The sequence below is a fragment of the Enterobacter sp. K16B genome (assembly GCF_020216105.1).
Taxonomy (GTDB): Bacteria; Pseudomonadota; Gammaproteobacteria; order Enterobacterales; family Enterobacteriaceae; genus Enterobacter; species Enterobacter sichuanensis.
In genome coordinates this window covers 15,122-36,580 of record NZ_JAIWJZ010000092.1, presented here as the reverse complement: position 1 = coordinate 36,580, position 21,459 = coordinate 15,122, and the positions used below count along the sequence as shown (strand labels likewise).

At 55.2% G+C, this 21,459-nt stretch carries 20 protein-coding genes; 18 read left to right on the top strand and 2 right to left on the bottom strand.

Features of this window, described 5'->3' with window-relative positions; all coding sequences use genetic code 11:
• Positions 1-95 precede the first annotated feature (95 nt).
• Together LDK53_RS16715 and LDK53_RS16710 are read left to right on the top strand one after the other, a co-directional pair.
• The gene (locus LDK53_RS16715; RefSeq protein ID WP_225287644.1) at positions 96-1,067 is read left to right on the top strand and encodes a fatty acid desaturase; all 972 of its coding nucleotides are present in this window, start codon (positions 96-98) and stop codon (positions 1,065-1,067) included.
• On the top strand, positions 1,060-1,818 hold the full coding sequence (locus LDK53_RS16710; protein ID WP_225287626.1) for a phosphate/phosphite/phosphonate ABC transporter substrate-binding protein: 759 nt from the start codon (positions 1,060-1,062) through the stop codon (positions 1,816-1,818). Before LDK53_RS16715 ends, LDK53_RS16710 begins: the two co-directional genes overlap by 8 nt.
• Here the strand turns inward: LDK53_RS16710 and LDK53_RS16705 are convergent.
• On the bottom strand, positions 1,797-2,693 hold the full coding sequence (locus tag LDK53_RS16705; RefSeq protein WP_225287625.1) for a LysR family transcriptional regulator: 897 nt from the start codon (positions 2,691-2,693) through the stop codon (positions 1,797-1,799). The genes LDK53_RS16710 and LDK53_RS16705 overlap by 22 nt on opposite strands.
• 22 nt (positions 2,694-2,715) lie before the next feature.
• Entirely contained in the window at positions 2,716-5,004 is a 2,289-nt protein-coding gene (locus tag LDK53_RS16700) for an FdhF/YdeP family oxidoreductase (RefSeq protein ID WP_225287624.1), read from the bottom strand.
• A 1,000-nt stretch (positions 5,005-6,004) separates the two neighbouring features.
• On the opposite strand from LDK53_RS16700, the gene LDK53_RS16695 reads away from it, so the two are divergent.
• The 16 genes from LDK53_RS16695 (at position 6,005) to LDK53_RS16620 (ending at position 21,173) form a co-directional block, all read left to right on the top strand.
• A complete protein-coding gene (locus LDK53_RS16695) occupies positions 6,005-6,499 on the top strand; it encodes a hypothetical protein (protein WP_025756852.1) in 495 nt (164 codons plus the stop codon).
• A 21-nt stretch (positions 6,500-6,520) separates the two neighbouring features.
• Entirely contained in the window at positions 6,521-7,024 is a 504-nt protein-coding gene (tssJ, locus tag LDK53_RS16690; protein ID WP_047958915.1) for a type VI secretion system lipoprotein TssJ, read from the top strand.
• Positions 7,025-7,052: 28 nt separating this feature from the next.
• Positions 7,053-8,396, top strand: a complete 1,344-nt coding sequence (gene tssK / locus LDK53_RS16685; RefSeq protein ID WP_047958914.1) for a type VI secretion system baseplate subunit TssK — start codon at positions 7,053-7,055, stop codon at positions 8,394-8,396.
• Positions 8,397-8,413: 17 nt separating this feature from the next.
• The gene (locus LDK53_RS16680; protein WP_025756849.1) at positions 8,414-9,652 is read left to right on the top strand and encodes a DotU family type VI secretion system protein; all 1,239 of its coding nucleotides are present in this window, start codon (positions 8,414-8,416) and stop codon (positions 9,650-9,652) included.
• A gap of 2 nt (positions 9,653-9,654) precedes the next feature.
• Positions 9,655-13,275 carry a type VI secretion system membrane subunit TssM gene (tssM, locus tag LDK53_RS16675; protein WP_225287623.1) on the top strand — a complete coding sequence of 1,207 codons (3,621 nt, stop codon included), beginning with the start codon at positions 9,655-9,657 and terminating at the stop codon, positions 13,273-13,275.
• Between the two features lie 16 nt (positions 13,276-13,291).
• Positions 13,292-14,008 carry a type VI secretion system-associated protein TagF gene (gene tagF, locus LDK53_RS16670; RefSeq protein WP_025756847.1) on the top strand — a complete coding sequence of 239 codons (717 nt, stop codon included), beginning with the start codon at positions 13,292-13,294 and terminating at the stop codon, positions 14,006-14,008.
• An 11-nt stretch (positions 14,009-14,019) separates the two neighbouring features.
• Positions 14,020-15,036: a type VI secretion system protein TssA gene (tssA, locus tag LDK53_RS16665; RefSeq protein WP_094919229.1), complete on the top strand. Its 1,017-nt coding sequence runs from the start codon at positions 14,020-14,022 to the stop codon at positions 15,034-15,036.
• Between the two features lie 75 nt (positions 15,037-15,111).
• Positions 15,112-15,636: a type VI secretion system contractile sheath small subunit gene (tssB, locus tag LDK53_RS16660; protein WP_008502644.1), complete on the top strand. Its 525-nt coding sequence runs from the start codon at positions 15,112-15,114 to the stop codon at positions 15,634-15,636.
• 3 nt (positions 15,637-15,639) lie between these two features.
• Positions 15,640-17,139, top strand: coding sequence for a type VI secretion system contractile sheath large subunit (tssC, locus tag LDK53_RS16655; RefSeq protein WP_013096181.1), 1,500 nt, complete (start codon positions 15,640-15,642; stop codon positions 17,137-17,139).
• 349 nt (positions 17,140-17,488) lie between these two features.
• Positions 17,489-17,893 (top strand): Rap1a/Tai family immunity protein, encoded by a 405-nt coding sequence (locus LDK53_RS16650; RefSeq protein WP_225287622.1) that lies wholly within the window; start codon positions 17,489-17,491, stop codon positions 17,891-17,893.
• Positions 17,890-18,384 (top strand): T6SS effector amidase Tae4 family protein, encoded by a 495-nt coding sequence (locus LDK53_RS16645; protein WP_025756842.1) that lies wholly within the window; start codon positions 17,890-17,892, stop codon positions 18,382-18,384. Before LDK53_RS16650 ends, LDK53_RS16645 begins: the two co-directional genes overlap by 4 nt.
• Before the next feature lie 30 nt (positions 18,385-18,414).
• Positions 18,415-18,837 carry a T6SS amidase immunity protein Tai4 family protein gene (locus LDK53_RS16640; RefSeq protein WP_412174830.1) on the top strand — a complete coding sequence of 141 codons (423 nt, stop codon included), beginning with the start codon at positions 18,415-18,417 and terminating at the stop codon, positions 18,835-18,837.
• A 180-nt stretch (positions 18,838-19,017) separates the two neighbouring features.
• The gene (locus tag LDK53_RS16635) at positions 19,018-19,500 is read left to right on the top strand and encodes an Hcp family type VI secretion system effector (protein WP_008502640.1); all 483 of its coding nucleotides are present in this window, start codon (positions 19,018-19,020) and stop codon (positions 19,498-19,500) included.
• 67 nt (positions 19,501-19,567) lie between these two features.
• Positions 19,568-19,975 carry a putative T6SS immunity periplasmic lipoprotein gene (locus LDK53_RS16630; protein WP_412174829.1) on the top strand — a complete coding sequence of 136 codons (408 nt, stop codon included), beginning with the start codon at positions 19,568-19,570 and terminating at the stop codon, positions 19,973-19,975.
• A 212-nt stretch (positions 19,976-20,187) separates the two neighbouring features.
• Entirely contained in the window at positions 20,188-20,604 is a 417-nt protein-coding gene (locus LDK53_RS16625; RefSeq protein WP_225287619.1) for a hypothetical protein, read from the top strand.
• A 170-nt stretch (positions 20,605-20,774) separates the two neighbouring features.
• On the top strand, positions 20,775-21,173 hold the full coding sequence (locus tag LDK53_RS16620) for a hypothetical protein (RefSeq protein WP_225287618.1): 399 nt from the start codon (positions 20,775-20,777) through the stop codon (positions 21,171-21,173).
• The last annotated feature ends 286 nt before the right edge of the window (positions 21,174-21,459 follow it).

The following is a 21,459-nucleotide window of genomic DNA, read 5'->3' as shown; positions in this document are numbered from 1 at the left end:
TTTCTGGCAAAGCAAAGCGATTTAAGTTGTTTGTGATTTCAGATGTTATCCCCGATCGTCAGGGCACTGTCTCTGGCGAAACGGCGTCTGAAGGAATGGGTAAACGAAGCTCCCTCTATTTACATCCGCAACAACGCAATCAAATCCACCATCTCGCATCGGGATTTCTGTGGCGAAGCGAACTGCCCACCTGGCTGTTGATCGTGACGATTTATGCGGGCTGGTTTGCCACACTGGCGTTCTGGCAAACGCTCGGCCTGCTGCCCGCCACGCTGCTGCTGACAGGGTTTACCGCCTGGTACATGTCCCTGCAGCATGAGCTGATCCACGGACACCCCACGCGTTTTGCCTGGCTTAACCAGCTGTTTGGCACGCTCCCGCTGGCGGTGTGGTACCCGTATGGCCTGTACCGGGATTCTCATCTGGCCCACCACCGGTACGATAGCCTGACCCATCCGGTGGATGATCCGGAGTCGTACTATTTTACCGAGGAGAGCTGGGCGCGCTTTTCCCCGTGGCAGAAGCGTGCGATCCGCGCCCGAAATACCTTTGCCGGACGGCTGCTGCTGGCGCCGCTGCTGGATATTCTGCAGACGCTGGGCAGCGCCGTCGCGGCGTTTCGTTATCTACAGCTGCAGGCGATGACGATGTGGCTGGTTCACATCACGCTGCTGGCGGCACTCTTCGCCTGGATGACGCACGTCGGTTTTTCCCCCGTCTGGTTTGTGCTGGCGGTCAGTTATCCGGCGCTGGCGCTGACCAAGGTCCGATCGTTTTACGAACACCGTGCGGCCGATGACCCGTTCGCGCGCTCCGTCATCAACGAGGCCGGGCTGTTCTGGCGGATGCTGTTTTTAAATCTCAACTACCATTCAGTACACCATGATTTACCCGGCGTTCCCTGGTACGCGCTGAAGCGTATCTACCAGCAGAACCGGGAGGCGTACCGGGAGCGAAACCACGGTTTTCTCGTCAGGGGCTATGGCGAATGGTTACGTCAGTTCTGGGCCGCGCCCGTCGATGTCACCGTTCATCCCGGAGCTCAACAAGGGGAGAAGTATGAGTAACCTGCTGGCGTTTCCCATGTACGCGGTAGATCGCGCTGACACCCGCACGCTCAGGCGGACGGTAAAAGGTTTGCTGGCCGCGCGCGGTGTGCCCGTCGAGGGTGACCCGGACTGGCCGGAGTCTGAACTGCTGACGCACTGGCAACAGCCCGGGCTTATTCTCAGCCAGACCTGTGGTTATCCGCTGGTCACGCGGCTCCCGGACGTGCAGGTGGTTGGCTGTTTTCACTACACGGCACCCGGTTGTGAAGGGTATCAGTACCGCAGCGTGCTGGCGGTGCGTGCGGAGGATCGGCATCTCTCGCTGGCTGATTTTCGCGGACGCCGGGCGGTCTGTAATTCGGCCGACTCGCAGTCCGGCTATCATGCGCTGCGAAAAAAAGTGGCTCCCCTGGTGAAGGACGGCCCGTTTTTCGCGCAAACGTCCTTTAGCGGCAGCCATCGCCAGTCGCTGATTGAGGTCAAACGCGGGGCAGGGGATATTGCGGCCATCGACTGCGTTACCTGGGCATTGCTCCAGCGTCACGAGCCGGAACGGCTTGCGGGGCTGGCGGTCATTGACCGCACTCCCCTGACGCCAGGATTGCCGCTCATCACCTCGCATCACACCTCGCCTGAAACCCTGAACGCCATTCGCGATGCGCTCCACGCGCTGGTGAGTTCACCAGCACACCGGGAGGTGTGCGACGCGGTGTTGATCGGCGGTTTTAGCGTGGTGACGCGTCAGGCTTACGCCGTACTGTCCGACTGAAAAATCCCCTGCGCGTCGTTAAAGCAGCGCAGCGCCAGCGAGGAGACGGGTCTCTGTCGGCGCATAATCAGGCCGACAGGGGCCTCGATATCCGCGTCGGCAATCGGGACTATCCTGAAATGGCTGTTCAACTCTTCCAGCCCGTTGTTCAGCGGCATCACGGCACAGCACACGCCGCTCTGAACCGCCTGAATGATCTGGTACGTGGAGTCGCTTTCAAACACCGACGTCGGTTCGATGCCGGCAGACTGGAAGCTGGCCTCCATATGCGCCCGGTAGTGCATCCCCTTCGTCAGAAACCCCAGCGGAAACGCCGTCAAATCGGGCCAGGTCAGTCTCTCCTGGCTTAACCGGAAATGGCGGGTGTCGTGCAGCAGACCCATCTTCGTTTTGGGCAACTGGATAATGTCGAACAGGCTGGTGTCGATGCTGTTCAGGTAGCAAATCCCAAGTTCGAGCTGGTTGCGGCTGACGCCATCGGCAATCTGCGCCGAGGACATGGAATAGAGGCTGTAGGTCAGCTCCGGGTATTTTTGCGTCAGCAGGCGAATGAAGAACATCGGATCCACGCTCGCCAGCGGCACCATCCCCAGGCGTAATTCACCCACCACCTGGCCTTTGCACAGCGACGCTTCCGCCTGTAACCCGTCGTGCGCGGCCAGCAGCGCGCGAGCCCACGCGAGAATGCGTTCCCCCTCCGGCGTAAACCCTTCAAAGCGCTGTCCGCGCACAATCAGCACCAGCCCCAGCTCCTCCTCCAGGCTGCGGATACGCATGGAGAGGGTCGGCTGGGTGATGTTGCACTGGGAGGCCGCTTTACCAAAGTGCCGGGTCTCGTCGAGGGCGATTAAATATTTTAACTGTTTAATATCCATCTTTTTCTCTGCGCAAACGGCGTTACAGCATGCGGATCTCTTTTGAGCGCAGGGTGATGCGAACCGGAACCGATTTATAAGACGGCGTACCGCTGTCCTTGTCCAGATAATCGAGCGGGACCAGTACGTTGGCCTCCGGGTAGTAGGCGCCGACAGAGCCCGGGGCGATGCTGTACGCCACCACGGTGATGTCTTCCAGACGCTGTACGCTGCCGGGCAGGGCGGTTTCGATATCCACCCGGTCGCCGTGTTCCAGCCCTGATTGCGCCATATCCTCCTCGTTCATAAACAGCACGTCGCGGCGACCAAACACGCCACGATAGCGGTCGTCGAGGGCGTAAATGGTGGTGTTGTACTGGTCGTGACTGCGCAGGGTGATCAGGCGCAGAACGTGCTCACCCTCACCGCTGGCGTTCTCGTGAACACCGTCGAATACCGAGAACATCGCTTTTCCCGTCGCCGTTGGCCAGATACGTTGCGTTGGCGGCAGTGGCATCCGAAAACCGCCGGGAACGCGGATCCGCGCGTTGTAGTGCTCAAAGCCTGGAATGGTCTGCTCGATCAGATCGCGGATGCGGTCGTAATCCTCAACCAGCGTCATCCAGTCCACGCGCGTGGCCGGCAGGGTCGCTTTCGCCATACCGGCGACGATAGCCGGTTCAGACCGGAGTAACGGTGAGGCGGGTTTCAGCTTGCCGGAAGAGGCATGCACCATCGACATCGAGTCTTCAACGGTGATGGACTGACGGCCGGTTGCCTGCATATCCAGTTCGGTACGACCCAGACAAGGCAGGATAAACGTCTCTTTACCCACCAGCAGATGCGTACGGTTCAGCTTGGTGCCGACGTGGACGCTCAGATCCAGAGTGCCCATTGCCGGGAAACCGCGTTCATGGTCGGGCATCGCCACCGCAAAATTACCGCCGAGGCAGATAAGCGCTTTTGCCCGGCCGTCAATCATCGCCTGCGTCGCTTGCACCGCGTCATGCCCATGGTGAGATGGCGGCTCAAAACCGAACACCTCCTTCAGACGGTTCAGGAAGGCCGGTGTGGGTTTCTCACTAATCCCGACGGTACGGTTTCCCTGCACGTTTGAATGGCCGCGCAGCGGGCATATTCCCGAGCCGGGCTTGCCAATATTGCCGCGCAGCAGCAGCACGTCAGCGATCAGGCGGACATTGGCCGTCCCTTTATTGTGCTGGGTAATCCCCATCCCGTAGGTAATGATGGTGGCATTCGATTTCGCATAGGCCCCGGCGACCTTTTTGAGCGCCGCCTGGCTCAGACCCGACTCGCGCTCAATATCCTCCCAGCGGGTTTGTGCGATATCTGCGGCAAACGCCTCAAAGCCCTGGGTGTGTTCGGCAATAAAGGCATGGTCGAGCACGCCGCCGCGTTCGGCCTCCATTTCCAGCAGGTGTTTGGCAAGACCTTTCAGCGCGGCGGCATCGCCCCCGGCCTTCACCTGGAAATAGGTTGAAGCGATATCCGTGGAGCCGTAGGTCGCCATTTCAATCACGCTCTGGGGATCCGCAAAACGTTCCAGCGCGCGCTCGCGCAACGGGTTAAAAACGATAATTGGCACATTGCGCCGGGCCAGCTCATGAAGGGTGCCCATCATGCGCGGATGGTTGGTGCCGGGGTTATGGCCGATGGAGATCACCAGTTCAGTCTTGTCGAAATCGTCCAGCGAGACGGTGCCTTTGCCGATGCCAATCGAACGAGGCAAACCGACGCTGGTGGCTTCATGACACATATTCGAGCAGTCGGGGAAGTTATTGGTGCCGTATTCCCGGGCAAACAGCTGGAACAGATACGCCGCTTCGTTCGACGCCCGCCCGGAGGTATAGAACTCAACCTGGTCCGGGTCGAGCCCGCGCATCACCTCGCCAATGCGGTGAAACGCCTCGTCCCATTCCACAGGCCTGAAGGTGTCGCTTTCCCGGTCATAGCGCAGGGGATGCGTCAGCCGACCGTATCCTTCTAGTTCAAAGTCCGATTTTGCCAGCAGCGAGGTGACGCTGTTTTCGGCCAGAAACGCCGGGGTCACGCGTTTGGTGGTCGCTTCCCAGGTCACTGCTTTGGCACCGTTCTCACAAAACTGGAACGTTGATTTGTGTTCTTTATCAGGCCACGCGCAGCCCGGGCAGTCAAAACCGTCAGGTTGATTGGTGCGCAGCAGCGTCGCCGGGGCATCAAAGGTATCCATTTGGGTACGTACCGCGATGGCCGTGGCCTTCAACGCGCCCCAGCCTCCGGCAGGACCCGCATAATGTCTGATACCGGGTACTGCGCGTCTTTTCTTGTTCATACCAACTCCTGATCTGTTCAGTCTTACAACGGCGGCATCACGAAAACCACTGAAATGGCAATAAGTAACAGCAATGACGCCCGGCTCCGCAGGTGAGGCGGCACTGCAAAATGACTTATCTAAAATGTTATTTAATTCAGTGGATTATCTGACGTGTTGCTTAAAGATTTAAAGAAATTATAACGAAATTTTATCATTTTAATAATAAATCTTATCTATCAAGCGGTAGGTGCGATAAATGGCAACGAGCAGGGCGGATGTAGCATCATTAAAATTTCGAATGAAACAGATGAGGGGAGGGAAAAGCCATTCATCACGCCCGGCCTGGGGTGAAGCGCATTTTTCACTGGAGATAAAGCCGGAAAGGTTTACTCGGGCTTAATGATTAATGGATATAATTTATGTATAAGTGGTGAATTATCACAACATGAAATATAACTTATTTTGAGCTGTGAAATTAACGCCGCTCAGCATAAGGGAAATGTCTGAATGGCGATCGCGAATGGCGTTAAATATTAAAGATGCCCTGTTAGTGCAACAAATAATTCATCGTCGATATATTTTTCTGACATCACGAATACGGGAATTCTACTAATTATGGTAGTGGCGATAATAGCCGTATTGGGTTAATGAAACTGGTTCTCTTTTGGTGTTTTTCCTTTTTAAAACAGTGCATTAGAATGAGCGTTGGTGGGGAAATAAGCGCATGTAAGACATTTCACGCCATTTGATCAGATTAATCCTATAATTTTCCGACTGCTTCATTAACCACCACTTCCGTGGCGGTAAATATTGAATTGATGCGAAGCTCATGTAAACTTGTTTACCGTTTGTCAAAATATGTCAGGAAGACACAGGGCCTTATTCTGAAGGGCTCGTGCGGTAGCTATGCCCGTAAACCAGTAACGCCCCGAAATTATCCTGGCTATTTTAACAATAGCACTTAAGTCAAACTCCATCCCCTTTTCTCCATCATCGAAATATCGCTACGGAAAAGCATATGAAAATGCGCGTACTGTTTTCACTTCTGTTTGTAATGGCGGTGGCGGGCTGTAAAGCGCCGCAGAAACCTGTGATCAATGACGATACGATCGAGACCAGCCAGGTCAACGGCGTGACCTTAACCCACCGTCATGCGGTGACGCCGCCGACGGAGTTCACGCCGGTCAACGCACCGTATCGTGCCATGTATCCGGCCTCCCTGATGAGCCGTCCTGACTTTGGCGGCAAGGTTATCCGCACGCTCGATACCGGTAAAACGTACGTGGTGTTGGGGCAGGTTGAACACTACTGGATGGCGCTTGCCGATGAAGGTAACGATCAGCTGATTGGTTACGTCCCGATGCGTGCCGTGATTAAAGCCGATCAGTATGAAGCTGCCGTGCGTAAACAGGCCATTCGTCCTAAGGTGCGTAAAAAAGCGACCTGTGTTGATGTCGATGGTAACAGCAAAGCCTGCAAAGACAGCGCTAACGGTACCTGGATCCTGAACTAACGGCGTCATGAGCGCATTTTTATGAATAATAAAAATTTTCATACGCTGTGGTTACTCTTTTACGCGGTGGTTTTCGCCCTTGTCAGTGGTTGTACGTCGTCTTCACACAGCGACCCTTCCCGCTACAATCTGCAGTTTCAGGCCCATCCACAAATCAATGAATCTGCGCCGCTTAAGGTTCGGGTGTTGTTGCTGAAATCCGATGCGGATTTTATGTCCAGCGACTTCTACTCCCTGCAAAACAACGCGTCAGCCACGCTTGGCGCGAATTTGCTGAACAGCGATGTTTTCTTCCTGATGCCGGGACAACTGTCTAAAACCCTCAGCGGGCAAAGCTCTCCGGAGGCCCGCTACATCGGTGTGATGGCGGAATATCAGATGCTGGATGGCAAAAAATGGCGCGTTTCACTCCCTCTGCCTGTGCCTGGCGAAAATCATATCTACCAGTTCTGGAAATGGTCCGCAGATGAGCTTCAGGCCAACGTCTTTCTCGACGTGAACGGCATTCGGGTCATCAGCCAGTAACGCGCTTCATAACAGGAAACACATCATCATGACCAAAGCAGAAAAGGTCGTCTGGACCGAAGGCATGTTCCTGCGTCCACACCATTTTCAGCGGACTGAAAGTTATCTGCTCAACCATGTTCGTGAATGGGGTGCGCTGCAGCGTTCTTATCTGTGGGGCTTTCTCGACGTTGAACTGGATGAAGCGATGCTTCGCCAGGGATGCATTGCCCTGAGCTACTGCAGCGGGTTGCTGCCGGACGGCACCTTTTTCCAGGTCCGTAACGGGCGCAACGGTCCTGTACCGCTGAAAATTCCTGACAACCTCACCAATGAAAAGGTGGTGCTCGCGCTGCCGGTTCGTCGTGGCGAGAAAGAAGAGGTGATTTTTAGCGAAGAGCCAGCCTCACTGGCGCGCTTTATCGCGTTCGAGCAAGAGGTGGAAGACGATAACGCCATGTCGGTGGGAGATGCCACCGTCCAGTTTGGCCGCCTGCGTCTGACCCTGATGCTGGAAAAAGATCTCACTGCCGAATGGACCGCCATCGGCGTGGCGTTTGTGGCTGAGAAACGTAACGACAACCACGTGCGGCTCGATAACAGCTACATCCCGCCGATGCTGAACGCCAACAACAGCCCGCAGATCTACAGCATGATTAACGATTTGCACGGCTTGCTGGTGCAGCGCAGCCAGCAGATTGGCGGTCGTCTGCGCCAGCCCGGCCGCTTCAATACCTCTGAAATGATCGAGTTTACGCTGCTGTCGCTGGTTAACCGTCATCTGGGTGAGGTGTCTCATTTAAAAACCCTCCCGCTGGTGCACCCGGAAACGCTGTGGCGCAGCTGGCTGCCGTTTGCCACCGAGCTCACCACCTGGACGTCGCAACGTACCGCGGAAAGCGTGCTGCCGATTTACGATCATGACGATCTGGCAAACTGCTTCAGCAAGCTGATGCTGATGCTGCGTCAGGGCCTGTCGCTGGTGATGGAAGACCACGCGATCCAGCTGCCGCTTAACGAGCGCTCTCATGGCCTGAACATCGCCACGGTGCCTGAAACCAGCATGGTGCGTGAGTTTGGCTTCGTGCTGGCGGTAAAAGCCAACGTGCCAGGCGAACACCTGCAAACCCATTTCCCGGCCCAGATGAAGATCGCACCGGTCTCAAAAATCCGCGATCTGGTCCAGCTGCAGCTGCCGGGCATAATGCTGCGCGCCATGCCGGTCGCGCCGCCGCAGATCCCGTGGCATGCCGGCTACAGCTACTTCGAGCTCGAGAAGGGCAGCGAGCTGTGGCACGAGATGGATAAGTCCGGCGCATTCGCCCTGCATCTTGCAGGGGAGTTCCCGGGGCTGGATATGGAGTTTTGGGCCATCCGTAGCCCGACAGAATAATAAAGCGAGCGCTTAATATGCAGGAACGACAGGACACCGGCAGTGATGCCGCGTTTACCGGAGCCAGTAGCAACAATCAGCTGGTGGCGGCCGCCAACCCGCTGCTTAATGCGATCCCGCAGATCCGTCATTCGGTGTCGCATGACGATCAGGTGGCGTTGCGCCAGCGTCTGATCGATGAGATTCGCCGTTTCGAAGTCCGCTGTCAGCAGGCGGGGCTGCCCTACGAAGTGATCGTCGGGGCGCGTTACTGCCTGTGCACAGCGCTCGATGAGGCCGCCGCGCTCACCCCCTGGGGCAGCAGCGGCGTCTGGTCAAGCAATGGGCTGCTGGTGACGTTCCATAACGAAACGTGGGGCGGCGAGAAGTTCTTCCAGCTGCTGGCGCGCCTGTCGCAAAACCCGCGCGAGCATATCCTGCTGCTGGAGATGATCAACTACTGTCTGCTGCTTGGCTTCGAAGGACGCTACCGGGTGCTGGACAATGGCCGCACCCAGCTTGACACCATCAAGCAGCGTCTGTGGCAGATGATCCGCGGCGTGCGCGGCAGCTACCCGCCGCCGCTCTCGCCCCATCCGGAAGATCGCCCGGTGCTGCGTAAACTGTGGCGACCGATGGTGCCCCTGTGGGCCTGCGTGGCGCTGGCCGGGTTTATCGCCTGCCTGTTCTACATCATTCTGAACTGGCGTCTTGGCGACAACACCAACCCGGTGCTGGCGAAGATTTACCAGTCCCAGCTGCCGGAAACCACCATCCAGCAACCGGCACGCCAGATGCCCGCGGTGCTCAATCTGCGTGGATTCCTGAAGCCGGAAATCGAGGCGGGTCTGGTGGCGGTGAAGGACGAAGCGGACCGCAGCGTCGTTATCCTGAAGGGTGATGGTCTGTTTGCCTCCGCCTCGACCGTCGTGCGCGACCGCTATGAACCGGTTATCAACCGCATTGCACAGGCGATGAATAACGTCAGCGGCAAAATTCTGGTGGTGGGCTACAGCGACAACGTGCCGATTCGCAGCGCGCGCTTTGCCTCTAACTATGAACTCTCTCTGGAACGTGCCCGCTCGGTACAGAAAATGCTGCAGGGAAGCCTCTCTCAGCCTGGCCGCGTGAAAGCGGAAGGGCGGGGCGAGATTAACCCGGTAGCGCCGAACACGACGCCAGAAAACCGTGCCCGTAACCGCCGTGTGGAAATTACTCTGCTGGTGTCGCCTGAAAATACGCAGGCTGAGCTGAACGGATTGCCGCAAGGAAACTAAGGATGCTGACTACACTTCTTTCCATTTTGACCAATCGCATTCTGTGGAGCTTCCTCGGCGTAACGGCGCTTGCGGCGGTGATCTGGATGATTGGTCCCCTGTTGTCCATCGTGGACACCCGACCGCTCGAATCTGAGCAGAACCGTATTATCAGCATCGCCGTGGTCTATCTGCTCTGGGCGCAGGGCCACATTCTGCCGCGGCTGTACAATGCCTGGCTGAACCGCAAGCTGATGGACAAGCTCAATGAGAACACCACCAGCCCGGAAGCGGCGGATCCGCAGAAACGGCTGAACAACGAGGAGCAGATCCTCGCCAGCCGCTTTGATGAAGCCGCGCAGATGCTGAAAAAAGCGCACTTCAGCAAAGCGGGACAAGGTGCCCAGTGGACGCAGCGTTTTAGCACGCAATATCTCTATCAGCTGCCGTGGTACGTCATTATTGGCGCGCCAGGTTCGGGGAAAACCACGGCGCTGGTGAATTCCGGCCTGCAGTTCCCGCTGGCCGACCGGTTCGGTAAGACCGCGCTGCGGGGCATTGGCGGTACGCGTAACTGCGACTGGTGGTTCACCAACGAGGCGGTGCTGCTGGACACGGCGGGTCGCTACACCACGCAGGAGAGCGAGCAGGTGCAGGACGCCGGCGAATGGCTGCAGTTCATGGGGCTACTGCGCAAGTATCGCCGCCGCCAGCCGATCAACGGCGTCATCATTACCATCAGCATTTCTGACCTGCTCACCCAGTCTGCCGAGGCGTCCCGCCAGCAGGCGGTGAACCTGCGTCAGCGTCTGTCTGAACTGCATGAACAGCTGGGCATTCGCTTCCCGGTCTACGTGATGGTAACCAAGGCCGACCTCCTTAAAGGCTTCCGCGCCTGGTTTGCCGACTACGACAAAGCGCAGCGCGACCAGATCTGGGGCTTTACCCTGCCATGGGAGCAGACCAAACACGCCGATTTCGACCTGATGGGCAACTTCCACCAGGAGTTTTCGCTTTTACAGCAGCGCCTGGATGCCGGGCTGCCGGAAACCATGCTCAAAGAGCATGACGCGAAAACCCGTGCCGAAGCGTATCTCTTCCCGCAGGAGTTCGCTGCCCTGCGTCCGCTGCTGGCGGATTACCTGAGCACGGTCTTCGCCCGCTCCAACTTTGAAACCGAGTTCTCCCCACGCGGGATTTACTTCGCCAGCGGTACTCAGGAAGGGATGCCGTTCGACCGGGTGATGGGCGAACTGAACCGCGCGCTGTCGCTGCCGGAAGGGGATGAGTCAGCACACTGGGATTCGGTCAGCAAAGAAGCGCCTATTCCGGGCGCAAAAGGCCAGAGTTTCTTCATTAAAAACCTGCTGCAAAACGTCATTTTCCAGGAAGCCGGCATCGCCGGTGAAAACCGCTGGTGGGAACTGCGCAACCGGGCGGTGATCTGGTCTGGCTACGCGGCGCTGCTGGCCCTGCTGGTGATCCTGGGTGGCCTGTGGCTGACCAGCTATGCCAAAAACAAGGCTTATCTGGACGAGGTGGATGCGAAGGTGCCCCTGCTGGACCAGCAGAGCAAAGCGTTGCAGAACCAGCCTCAGCGCGATCTGTTCGATTTGCTGCCGCTGCTGAACGGGCTGGTTGACCTGCCGAAAAGCGACGCCTTTGACGTCAATGACCCACCGGTCTCCCGCCGTATGGGGCTCTACCGTGGGGATGACGTCAGCGACGCCGCCCAGTCGCTGTACCAGAAAGCGCTGGATCAGATGCTGCTGCCTGCCGTCGCCATGCACATTACCACCTGGCTTCGTAACGACAACGGCAGCGATGTGGAATACAGCTATGAAGCGCTGAAGGCTTACCAGATGCTCTACCAGCCGAATCACTATGACGGTAAATTCCTGCACTCGTGGGTGATGCTCAACCTGCAGCGTAACCTGCCGCAGAATGTGACGAAGGCGCAGCTGCAGCAGCTTGAATGGCACCTGACGCAGCTGCTGGAGCCGAAAATTCAGGCCTCCCCGTACGCGCAGGACGAGTCCCTGGTGGCGCGCGAAAGAGCGATGATCAACCAGCAGCCGCTTTCCACGCGCGTGTACGGTCGTCTCAAGCGCCTGCTGGAGCATGATGAAAACCTTAAACCGGTCTCCCTTTCCGACCTGGGCGGACCGCAGAGCGAGCTGGTCTTTTCCCGCAAAAGCGGTAAGCCGGTGAGTGAAGGTGTGCCGGGCCTCTATACGCCGGACGGCTACTGGAAAAGCTTTAACAGCCAGATTGACAGCGTCACCACGGCACTGCACGAGGACGACGCCTGGGTGCTGGGGGCCAGCACCGCGCAGGAGGATAAACAGCAGATCGATAACGCCGTGCGCCAGCTCTACATGCGCGACTTTATCGCTAACTGGGATAGCTTTCTTGCCGACATTCAGCTGAATAACAGCGCCGATCTTTCCCTGCGCATCAACACCGCGCGCCTGCTCTCGGGTGCAAACTCGCCGCTGCGCCGTCTGGTGCAGAACCTGAGCCAGGTACTGACGCTGTCGCGTAATGCACCGGCGCCAGAAGAGGCGGGTAAAGCACAGGAGCAGAGCAACCGGGCGACCCGCACCCTGGAAGCGCTGTTCAGCAATAATGACAATGCCCCGACGCAGGCTGCGGTGGTTACCCAGGCGCCGGAGCAGCTGGTGACCGACCACTATGCGCCGATGATTGAGCTGGCCCAGCCGCTGGAGAAGGGCGGGAAAACCATCGTCTTTGATGATTTTCTCAAGCAGGTGGATGAGCTGTATCGTTACCTGACCGCCGTACAGGACGCCGCCAACAGCGGCATGCCGGCCCCGGGTGGCGAGGCGATAAGCCGCCTGCAGGCCAGCGCCGGCCGTCTGCCGGGCGGGCTGCAAACCATGTTCAGCAATATGGCGGTAGGCGCCAGCAGCGACACCCAGCGCCGTGACCTGGAAAACGTGCGTAAGCGAATCAGCGTTGAGGTGGGTGGTTTCTGCCGTCAGGCCATTGCCGGTCGCTACCCGCTGGTGCGCAGCGCCAGCACCGAGGTGACCCCTGACGATCTGGCGCGCATGTTTGCGCCGGGCACCGGACTGATGGACGCCTTCTTCCGCGACAACCTGACCAACAAGGTAGACACCACCCAGGCGAACTGGCGCTTTATGCCGGGCATCGACGGTAAAACGCTGCCGGGCAGCGAAGGGCTGCTGAGACCGTTCCAGCAGGCTCAGTCTATTCGCGATGCCTTCTTTGCTAACGGGGCAACCACGCCGTCCTTCAAGGTGACGGTACGCACCGTGCGAATGGATAACACCATTCTGAACCTGACCCTGGACGTTGACGGCCAGCTGCTGCGCTACAGCCACGGCCCGCAGGCCGTGCAGATCATGAACTGGCCGGGGCCGGGCGGTACCAACCAGGTGCGTATGCAGCTGGGCCTGGCGAACGGCAGCACGGCGACGCTGGTGACCAACGGCGCCTGGGCACTGAACCGCTTCTTCGATAAAGCGAGCACCAGCCCGGGGGCGGGGAGCCTGAGCCGTCAGGCCACCTTCAACGTTGACGGACATCAGGTCACGCTGGAATTTGCGCCTAACAGCATTCGCAACCCGTTCCAGCTTCCTCGTTTCTCATGCCCATAACCGCAAGGACAGCCGTATGACGAATACCCCTGCGATGAACCGCTACAGCTGGTATGGCAAATTACCCAGCGCCGGAGATTTTTTGCAGCGCCGCTTTCCTGACACCTTACAGCGCCAGTGGTCGCACTGGTTTCAGGTCGGTCTGCTGGCCTGGCAACAGGAAGAGCAGCGCAGCGGCGAGCGCCAGTTTCACAAAGCCCCGGTCTGGAATTTTGTTGTACCGCCGATGCTGGGCAGCCAGATGATCCAGATGGGCTGTCTGCTGCCCGGCCGCGACAGCGTTGGCCGCCAGTACCCGGTGTGCCTGCAGCTGAGCTTCGCCCCGTCTGAATGGTCGACCAGCCTGCTCAGCCAGGCTGAGAGCTGGTACCAGCAGATTGGGCGCCTGGGTCTGCACGCGGTGCGCAACAGTTTTTCCGCCTCGCAGCTGGATGAAATGCTGATGACCATTCCGGCGCCGCAGCCCGTCGAGCCGCAAAAGCGTTCCGACATCCTTGACGTGATCGGTTATGACGAGGACGGTCAGAACACCCTGGGCTGGCCACAGGCGGCAGAATGTTTTGATCCCCTTCGGCAGACCAGCTACTGGTGGACCAACCGCTGCGACGGTTACCCGCTTTACACCCACGTTCACAGCGGTAACTTTACCGGGCAGCTTTTCACCCTGCTGTTCGATCCGGCAGGGGGTGCCCGCCCGGGCCGTCACGGTCTCTATCCGCCCATGTTTGAATAAGCAGGGATCTTATGAATATCGAAGAATTTCTCGCGCCAATAAGCCCCGACAAGCCCTGCGGCGAAAACCTGGAGTACGACGCTGATTTTCAGAGCATGAACCAGGCAAGCCTCGGGAAAGCGGAACAGCAGTTTGGCGACACCATTATCCCGGCAGAGCCAGCGGACTGGAACACGGTGGAAAAATTCGCCACCAGCCTGCTGACCCGCACCAAAGATCTTCGCGTGCTGCTGGCGTTAACCCATGCCTGGACACGCCGTCGCGGGCTGGCCGGTTACGCTGACGGATTACTGCTGGTGCAGGAGGCGATCACCCGTTACTGGGAGCCACTTTATCCGCTGCTGGAAGAGTATGGCGAAACCGATCCGTTTTACCGCATTAACGCCCTGGCGGGGCTGAGCGACAAGTCTGAGCTCACCGTCGCGGTGCGAAACGCCTCGCTGCTGCGTTCAAACGGCGATGAAATTTCGCTGCGTGATGCCCAGGCGCTGCTGGACGGCAGTAAGACGGAGTGTCCGGACTATCCCGGTGGCCGTCCAAGGCTGATTGACGAGCTCTCCCGCGGCGACCAGCCAGGAACCGCAGCGGTTATCGTCATTAACGAACGGCTGCTGGCGATCCGCGAGCTGCTCACCGGCTATCTCGGCGAGAGCGGAGTGCCGGAGATGGAGCAGTTGCTGAAAACCGTGGGGCTGGTGGCCAGCGCCTGTCAGGTGACCGACATCAGCAAGCTGCTGCCAAACCGTGAGGCGCAGGCTGAACAGCCCGCCGCCTCGCAGCCGATGGCCGCGCAGCCTGTCCAGCAGGTCACCGACTGGCGCAGCGTGCAGGTCACCAGCCGCGCCGATGCTCAGCTGATGCTGGAAAAAGCGAAGCAGTATTTTGCACAGTACGAACCGAGCCACCCCGCACCGCTGATGATTGAACGGGTGCAGCGGCTGTCAGAACTTAACTTTATGGACATTATTCGCGACCTGGCGCCAGACGGCGTTAACCAACTGGAAAACATCTTTGGACGCCGCGAATAACGCGTCCAGGCATTATGACGACAGGCATGGAGCCTGCCGTTTCACCTTCACCGCGCATCTTTGATGGAGAACATCATGGCAATGAGTAACAGTGGGCAGAAATTCATCGCACGTAACCGTGCCCCCCGCGTGCAGATCGAGTACGACGTAGAGATCTACGGTGCAGAACGTAAAATTCAGCTGCCGTTCGTGATGGGCGTTATGGCCGATCTGGTCGGCAAACCGGTGGAAAACCTGCCGGCCGTGGATGAGCGCAAATTCCTCGAAATTGACATCGATAACTTTGACGAACGCATGAAGGCGCTGAAGCCGCGCGTGGCGTTCCAGGTGGACAACACCCTGACCGGCGAAGGTAAGCTCAACGTCGATCTGACCTTCGACAGCATGGACGACTTCCTGCCGGATGCGGTGGCCCGCAAGGTCGAGCCGCTGAACAAGCTGCTGGAAGCACGTACTCAGCTCTCCAACCTGCTGACCTATATGGACGGCAAAAACGGTGCGGAAGAGCTGATCGCTAAAATTCTGCAGGATCCGACACTGCTCAAATCCCTGAGCCAGTTGCCGAAAAATGACGAAAGCGCGAAAGGTAGCGAGGAATAATCGATGAGCAACCAGACTCAACAACATGAGCAGCAGGCGGGTCAGGCGTTCAGCCAGGATGAATTCAGCGCGCTGCTGAACAAAGAGTTCCGCCCGAAAACCGACCAGGCGCGTTCCGCCGTAGAAAGCGCGGTCAAAACCCTGGCGCAGCAGGCGCTGGAAAATACCGTCACCTTCTCAAACGATACTTACCGCACCATTCAGAACCTGATTGCGGGTATCGATGAGCAGCTGTCACAGCAGGTAAACCAGATTATTCACCACGAAGAGTTTCAGAAGCTGGAGAGCGCCTGGCGCGGTCTGAGCTACCTGGTGAACAACACTGAAACCGACGAGATGCTGAAGATCCGCTTTATGAGCATCTCCAAGCAGGAGCTGGGCCGTACCCTGAAACGCTACAAAGGCGTGGGCTGGGACCAGAGCCCAATTTTCAAGAAAATCTACGAGCAGGAGTACGGTCAGTTTGGTGGTGAGCCGTTTGGCTGCATCGTCGGCGACTACTACTTCGACCACAGCCCGCAGGACGTTGAGCTGCTGGGTGAAATGGCGCGCATCGGTTCGGCAGCCCACTGTCCGTTCATCACCGGTACCGCACCGGGCGTGATGCAGATGGAGTCCTGGCAGGAGCTGGCCAACCCGCGCGATCTGACCAAAATCTTCCAGAACACCGAGTACGCCGCCTGGCGTTCACTGCGTGAATCTGAAGATGCCCGCTATCTGGGCCTGGTGATGCCGCGCTTCCTGTCGCGCCTGCCATACGGGATTCGCACTAACCCGGTCGACAGCTTTGACTTTGAAGAGCAGACCGACGGCGCGAACCACAACAGCTACGCGTGGGCGAACGCCGCGTATGCGATGGCAGCCAACATCAACCGCTCCTTCAAAGAGTACGGCTGGTGCACCTCGATTCGCGGCGTGGAGTCCGGCGGGGCGGTGGAAAACCTGCCGTGCCACACCTTCCCGAGCGATGACGGCGGCGTGGACATGAAATGTCCAACCGAGATCGCCATCAGCGACCGTCGAGAAGCCGAGCTGGCGAAAAACGGCTTTATGCCGCTGGTTCACCGCAAAAACTCCGACTTCGCAGCCTTCATCGGCGCGCAGTCACTGCAAAAACCGGCGGAGTACCATGACCCGGATGCGACCGCTAACGCGCGCCTGGCGTCTCGTCTGCCGTACCTGTTTGCCTGCTGCCGTTTTGCTCACTACCTGAAGTGCATCGTGCGTGACAAAATCGGCTCCTTCCGCGAGCGCGAGGAGATGGAACGCTGGCTGAACGACTGGGTAATGAACTACGTGGACGGCGACCCGGCGAACTCCTCCCAGGAGACCAAGTCCCGCAAACCGCTGGCGGCTGCGGAAGTGCAGGTGCAGGAAATTGAAGACAACCCGGGCTACTACGCCGCGAAGTTCTTCCTGCGTCCACACTACCAGCTGGAGGGGCTGACTGTGTCCCTGCGTCTGGTGTCTAAACTGCCGTCGCTGAAGACGAAAGACGCGTGATAATAGCTGCCGGTCCGTCAGGGCCGGCAGCTATGACGCTGTATATGAAACAGATAATGAATTTGAAGGGAATTATTGATGAAAAAATTCATTATCTATTTCATCGCTTATTTATTGCTTTTGATGTCGGCAATGGTCTTTTTTAGTACATGTATTTACTACCTATTGTTCTTTGACTGGCAACAGGGTGTTTTGAGAGCAATATTGCATGTACTTTGGCTTGTCGGGTGTATTGCACTCGCGATGTGCATATACGCTGCCGGTGAGAAAATCAAAAAGTGTTGTTAATCCTTCACTGACCACGTTTAGTTAAGCTGAAAGAGAAATCTAATCTGGAGCAGGAGAAACAATGAAGTTACTTACCCTACATACGTTGCTGTTTGCCGGTCTGTTGGGAGCTGCGCCACTATGGGCTGCTAATGGTCAGAATGACTCATCAAATCTTCTACGCGACCCTAATACGCTGTCCCGTAATGATGTACGAATGAGCGGAGAAAAGTTTCTTGCAGCGTGGCTCGCAAAAGATAACGAGCAGGAGCAGCTTAAGGCGAATATGTACCTGCTTGGGGTAATGGATGCGACGGAGGGCAAGTCCTGGTGTGGATATACGGTCGCCTTACCCGGTTCATTACGAGAGAGCATTTATAGCTATTTCAGAAAATTGCCTGAAAACCGTAAGAAAGAAGCTGCAGCGTCGTTAATCACCGAGGCTCTGGCGCAGGATTTACCGTGCAAAAAAGGAGTTCAACCATGAAACCATTGTATGCACAGTTAAAAGCACAACATTACTCCTCTAACGAAGCGCGTCCTGGTTATGTCCCTCGGGATGATCTCTTTAACGAAATAGGTTACGACGCAAACGTGCTCATCAAGTCCAATCCTGGGTATATGAATACTTGCGCAGTGCGAATGAGTCTCGCCCTCTTAAAGTGTGATGTTAAATTTGAAGGACGTTTGGCTATAAAGAATGGACCATATAAGGGTAAAAAAATTGAACCTGGTGCGAAGCTTTTAGCTGACCAACTCTATAAAGCGAGTGTGTTTGGCAAGGCAGAAATCTATACTGATATTCGTGAGGCAGGTCAAAAACTTCGTAACCGTAAAGGTGTGATTTTCTTTAACCGTATAACTAATTACAACGGTGGACACATCGACCTATTGGAGCCGGTAGGGGATAACATGATGCAGTGCAATTCCGATTGTTATACCGACTGCAAAGAGATTTGGTTCTGGGAACTGAGATAACGCTATAGCGTAAATAAAGATATCGCCATGATAAAAAAAACGCTTTGCCTGTTTCTTTTTCTGACTAGTTGCACATCTTATTCTGCTAATACCTACCCTCAATTCTTTCATCAGCAAACTTACAGACAGGTAATGAAAGATTACGTTCTGGCACGCTGTCTTGCTGAGGTGGCAGATGAAGATGCTCAGTTTTCTGCTGATGCAGGACTCAGTGCAAGCGCACTGTTGGAGTGGATGCCTTTCGATGTTGAAAATGGCATGGAGAAAATTGAGGCAGTTATAAAAAAATATAAAGACGAAAAGAACAGCTTTCACTCCGAGCGTTCTCAAAAAATAAAAGGCGTAACCTTAAACTGTTTACGTCTTTATCATAGCGACGAACTGAACAAACTGGTTCCGCAAGTCATCATTGGCGATCCTGATCGTACCTGGATTCAGGATAACCCGCAGTAGTAAAAGACTTCACATTCTTTCCGTTCATTCAGGGGGAATGTAAGACTGTCAAATGACACGGGTCATTTGATATGAGGCAGAGGTAAAATATGGACGGTTTTATTCAGCCCCATGCTTTCCTGTTTGCCATATAAGTGCTTTTTCGAAAGCAATATTGTTCATCCACGAAGAGTAGATATTATGGCTATTGATATGTTTCTGAAGGTCGAGGGTGTTACTGGCGAATCTAAAGATTCTAACCACACCGGCTGGACTGATATTACCTCCTTCTCCTGGGGCGCTTCCCAGCCTGGTAATATGAGCGTTGGCGGTGGCGGCGGTGCCGGTAAAGTTAACTTTAACGATCTGCACGTTAACGCCCTGATCGACAAATCCACCACAGCAATCCTGAAACACTGCGCCAGCGGTAAACACCTGACCAAAGTTGAGCTGTCCGTCTGTAAAGCCGGTGGCCAGCAGGTGGAATACTCCCGCATCACCCTGGAAGATGTGCTGGTCACGTCTGTTCAGTACACCGGTGCAGACAACGGCGATACCGTTGGTGTGACCTATGCATTCCAGGCTGCGAAAGTGAAACAGCAGTACTGGGAGCAGACCACGTCTGGTGGTAAAGGTGCTGAAAGCAGCGCTGGCTGGAACATCAAAGAGAACAAAGAAGCGTAATTGCGCATGTGGCCGGGGAATTTTCCCCGGTCTTTATCAACGTCAAAAGCCCTCAGGATCGGCGGGCATGGTTATAAAAAAGTTATTCGGTGTGTTTGCTGTCACGTTAATGGCGAGCGCCTGTGTGTCTCATCCTGCACATTATCAGTCACTTTCGGTTACGCTAAAGAACAACGAGCCCTGTTTTGCTATTCCTGCTAACTCTGGGTTAGACGCGCCTGTCACCAGTCATTCACCCACCATAATGAAACGCGCGGGAAATGAGTGGAAGGCGATATCGCCGCCGTCAACGTTTAGCCCTGAGGTGACGTTAACGGTTCAACAATGTCATCAGTGGACGGGGATTACGTGGCAAGCGGGAGAATATGATGTTGCTCTGAAAGGGGCAGGGAAAAACGATTCTATTCGTTATGCGGCTCGTTTCATCTTAGAAGAAGGTCCCTCAGATCAGTTTAAGCTTACGCAGACTGAATAGAATGTGTTAACCCCAAACGCCGCCGTTCTCGCCCCGAGCGAGGCAGCGTTTGAGTGTAATTATATCGGTCGCTGCGAAGCAGATGTTAATTATATTCCCCGGGCACCACATCTGATGTTATAGAACAATGACCGCACCATCTTGCATTTGCAGATCACTGTTCGCGATGATGCTCAGGACGAATGCAGAGCCAGCAACCGTGAAATTAATTTATGGTGAAAATGGACTATTTACTATTGTTTCTTATTGTTGTTTTGTTTTTGATTGTTGTAGTTATGGAATTGTTCAGTTCTCGTTACTTCAAAAAACACGAAGCTGACTATAACCAGCTACTTTCAGACTACCGGCGCAAAGGATATGATCTGGATCTTGTGACAAACTACGCTTCTTTTTTTGGTTCACTGGCTAATTACCAAAAAATAATCTGGTTTGTACGCCTTTATAAAGGCGTCAGAATGAAGTTTACCCATGAAAGGTTTGTGCAGGAAGAAGCATATCAATACGTGCAGTCGTTACCGGATGAAAGAATTGGCTGGATACTAAAGTTACATCGTCGTTATAAATTACAGGCGTTAATTTTCACTCTGTGGCTGATTGTTGGATTATATTTTATAACCTTCATTAAATAGTTTTTGTATTCACTTTCTCAACGGATAACAATCATTAGGTGTCCCGACTGCCGGGGCTGGAGCGCTTGTTTACGGATTAATCATAGGTGCTGCTGGCGCTGCTGGAGGTACGAAAGTAGATGGGTTTGTTGGCGAGAAGATCGGTATCTTAATATTCAGTGGAGAAAGATATGATTGCTAGTGATATTTTCTCCATTTTTGTAATTTCTCTTTTTGCTCTGTTCTTAATCCTGATGGTTACTTTTTATATTGATTATCGAAAGCACTCGGGTGAAGTTTCGGAAATATATAATGCATTAACGCAAGCCAGATTATTAAGGAAGGAAGATTATCAAGTTTGGGAAGGCTTGGGGTTCTGGGGTTTCGGTTTCCGTATCACAATTTTATCAAGGTTATTACGGGGAAAAAGCGTTAAGCTAACCGACTCTCGAAGGCTTCAATCTCATGCATGTCATGATGTTTTGTCCAGTTTTGAACTCTTCTGGGTTTATTCATATGACAAGAAAATAAAATTCACGACTGCTGTTTTTATACTGCTTTTAGTCATGGCAAGTGTTGGTGGTGTATAAACGTTTATTGCTATGTGAATTTTTTGTGTTAATCATGCCGGCGCAATTAAGTCGTGTAATTTATTTTTTCGGGGTGGGTGTACGAATCAATGCGCCTGATACTGCTTTCTTTTGTATTTTTAGGTTTGTTTGTTTCTTTGGTTTTATACGTCTATTTTTATCGGAAACACTCTCAGGAACTTTCAAAAGCATTTCATCTTCTGAATAGTAAACAATACTTAGATATAAATGATTATCTTTTCTATGAGCAGCTTGGATTACCTGGGTTTGCGCATCGCGTATTCTT